Origin of the sequence: Micromonospora sp. M42 (assembly GCF_000568915.1) — a bacterium.
In the GTDB taxonomy this organism is placed as follows: Bacteria; Actinomycetota; Actinomycetes; order Mycobacteriales; family Micromonosporaceae; genus Micromonospora; species Micromonospora chalcea.
In genome coordinates this window covers 5,931,193-5,933,958 of the sequence record NZ_KK037233.1, presented here as the reverse complement: position 1 = coordinate 5,933,958, position 2,766 = coordinate 5,931,193, and the positions used below count along the sequence as shown (strand labels likewise).

The following is a 2,766-nucleotide window of genomic DNA, read 5'->3' as shown; positions in this document are numbered from 1 at the left end:
TCTCCCCCACCCGGACCGGGTGAGGGCCGGTCACCCCGGACACGCGCAGGATCGCGGGTGCGGGACCCGCGTGCCCGCGCCGCCATCGACGGAGGGAGAGCCGGATGGCCACCGACACGATCACGCGCACCGACCGGGACATCCAGTCCGCGGTGCTCGACGAACTGACCTGGGAGCCCCGGGTCGGCCCGGACGAGATCGGCGTAACCGTCACCGAGGGCGTGGTGACGCTGACCGGCCGGGTGGACAGCTACGCCAAGAAGTGGGCTGCCGAGCGGGCCGCGCACCGGGCCGCCCGGGTCCGCGCGGTCGCCAACGACCTCGCCGTCCAGATCGCCACCGCGGCCGGCCGGGAGGACCCGGAGATCGCCGTCGCGGCCGTACGGGCGCTGGAATGGGACGCGTTCGTGCCGGTCGAGACGCTGCAGGTGACGGTCTCCGACGGCTGGGTCACGCTGCACGGCGACGTCGAGTGGGAGTACCAGCGGCGGGCCGCCGAACGGTCGGTCGCCCGGCTCACCGGCGTACGCGGGGTGAGCAACGGGATCGCCGTGCGCCCGGCGGTCCGCGCCGACGGCCACGACCTGGCCGAACGGATCGTGGACGCGCTCGCGCGCAACGCCGCCACCGAGGCCGAGAGCGTCGACGTCCGGGTGCACGGCGACACCATCGTGCTCGGCGGGCAGGTCCACTCGCCCGGCGAGCGCGCGGAGATCGAGCGGGTGGTGTGGAACGCCCCCGGCATCCGGGAGGTGCACAACCACCTGGTCGTGCGCTGAGCCGAACCACCCCGCCCGGGTGAGCCCGCCTCACCCGGGCGCCCGCCATGGTGGGAGGCATGAGTGATCCGAACGGGCTGATCACACCCGGGCGGGCCGCCCCCGGGTTCACGCTGCCGGCGGCGCCGGACGGGCGACAGGTGGGTCCCGGGCAGTTCCGGGGCCGTCCGGTGGTGCTGGCCTTCTATCCCGCCGACTGGTCACCGGTCTGCGGCGAGCAGATGGCCCTCTACCAGGCAGCCCTGCCCGAACTGGAGCGGTACGACGCGGTGCTGCTGGGCATCTCGGTGGACAGCGTCGACTCGCACCGGGCGTTCGCCGAGAGCCAGGGCATCCGGTTCCCGCTGCTCGCCGACTTCGAGCCCAAGGGCGAGGTGTCGCGCCGGTACGGCGCGTACGCGCCGCGTGGGCAGTCCGACCGGGCGCTCGTGGTGATCGACCCGGACGGCCGGGTGGCCTGGAGCCACCTGTCGCCGCCCGAGGTGAACCCGGGCGTCGACGGCATCCTCGACGCGCTGGAGCGGCTGGACGCGGATCGGCGGGTGAGCGCCCGATGACCACGCCACTTCAGGTCACCACCGCGCGGCTGCGGACCCCGGTGACCGAACACGACCACGTCCGCGGGCCGGCGGACGCGCCGGTCACGATCGTCGAGTACGGCGACTTCCAGTGCCGGTTCTGCGGCGCCGCGTACCCGAACCTGACCGAGGTGCTGCGCCAGCGGGCCGACGTGGTGCGGCTGGCGTACCGGCACTTCCCGATCGCCAACATCCACCCGTACGCGGAGAGCGCGGCGGAGACCGCCGAGGCGGCCGCCGCCCGGGGCCGGTTCTGGGAGATGTACGACTGGCTCTTCCAGCACCAGGACCAGCTCGACCCGGTGCACCTGTCGCTCGGCGTCGAGCAGATCGGACTGTCGCCGGACGAGATCGCCGCGGAGGTCGGCCGCCAGGAGTACGCCGACCGGGTGCGGCAGGACTTCGTCGGCGGCATCCGCAGCGGCGTCAACGGCACCCCGACGCTGTTCGTCAACGGCGTCCGCCACGACGGCGGCTACGACCTGGCCGAACTGCTGACAGTGGTGGACGCCGCCGCCGACGCCTGAGTCAGATCAACCGCAGCTCACGCGCCCGCCGGACGGCGTCCCGCCGGCGGGTCGCGTCGAGCTTGCGGTAGATGTTGCGCACGTGCGTCTTGACGGTGTTCACCGACAGCGACAGCTCGGCGGCGATCTCCACGTTGGACAGGATGCTCTGCAGGTACCGCAGGATGGTCAGCTCCCGCTCGGTGAGCGGCTCGTCCAGCCCGCGCGCCGCGCCGTCCGCCGGCCCGGTGACCGGCTGCGCGTCCGCGCCCCGGACCAGTTCGCTCACCGTGGCCCAGTACGCGGTCCCGGAGTCCAGGTGCGCGGCCAGCAGGTCCCGTACCCCCGGGTCGGTCCGGGTGAAGACGCGCCGGTAGCCGTCCGGCTCGGCGAGCGCCAGCACCTCCTCCAGCGCCCGCCCGGCCCGCCGGGCGTCCCCGGACCCCCCGGCCAGCACCGCGTCGAGCAGCCCGGCGCCCAGCCGCACCGGCAGCGGCCAGTCCGCCGCGCCGGGCCCGGCCCAGTCGGGCAGCGTCCGCTCGGCCGCGCGGGCGTCACCGGCGCGCAGCAGCAACCGGGCGGACGCCAGCGCCGGCGCCGGCCCGTCACCAGTGGCTTCGAGCAGCGCCCGGGCGCCGTCGGCGTCACCGGCCGCCGCGCGTACCTGCGCCTCCTCGGCGGCCAGCCACCCACCCAGCTCCGCGCCGGGCGCGACCACCCGCGCGCCGGCGAGTGTGCGCAGCGCGCCCGCCGGGTCGTCGCCGTCGGCCAGCAGCCCGGCCCGGCAGAGCGCGGCCAGCGCCGCTCCCCCCGGCTCCGCGGTGGCCGGACCGGCCAGCGCCAGGTGGGCCACGGCCTCCGCGGGCCGGTCCCGGTGCCAGGCCACGAGCGCCAGCGCCAGGT

The 2,766-nt window shown here is 75.7% G+C and carries 4 protein-coding genes; 3 read left to right on the top strand and 1 reads right to left on the bottom strand.

Annotation, left to right across the window (positions count from 1 at the left end):
- Nucleotides 1–104 precede the first annotated feature (104 nt).
- From MCBG_RS27450 to MCBG_RS27440, 3 genes are read left to right on the top strand one after another with little or no spacing between them, the layout of a single operon-like run.
- Nucleotides 105–779, top strand: coding sequence for a BON domain-containing protein (locus MCBG_RS27450; protein WP_043329172.1), 675 nt, complete (start codon nt 105–107; stop codon nt 777–779).
- Nucleotides 780–838: 59 nt separating this feature from the next.
- Nucleotides 839–1,336, top strand: a complete 498-nt coding sequence (locus tag MCBG_RS27445; protein WP_043329170.1) for a redoxin domain-containing protein — start codon at nt 839–841, stop codon at nt 1,334–1,336.
- Nucleotides 1,333–1,884, top strand: a complete 552-nt coding sequence (locus MCBG_RS27440) for a DsbA family protein (RefSeq protein ID WP_043329168.1) — start codon at nt 1,333–1,335, stop codon at nt 1,882–1,884. The genes MCBG_RS27445 and MCBG_RS27440 overlap by 4 nt, the downstream gene beginning before the upstream one ends.
- A 1-nt stretch (nt 1,885) precedes the next feature.
- Here the strand turns inward: MCBG_RS27440 and MCBG_RS27435 are convergent.
- Nucleotides 1,886–2,766 (bottom strand): helix-turn-helix transcriptional regulator (locus tag MCBG_RS27435; protein WP_043329167.1); only part of this gene is annotated, 881 nt, incomplete at its 5' end.

What these genes read in the sequence shown, in the direction of transcription:
- MCBG_RS27450 (WP_043329172.1), top strand. Translation starts at nt 105, where the DNA reads ATGGCCACCGACACGATCACGCGCACCGACCGGGACATCCAGTCCGCG.
- MCBG_RS27445 (WP_043329170.1), top strand. Translation starts at nt 839, where the DNA reads ATGAGTGATCCGAACGGGCTGATCACACCCGGGCGGGCCGCCCCCGGG.
- MCBG_RS27440 (WP_043329168.1), top strand. Translation starts at nt 1,333, where the DNA reads ATGACCACGCCACTTCAGGTCACCACCGCGCGGCTGCGGACCCCGGTG.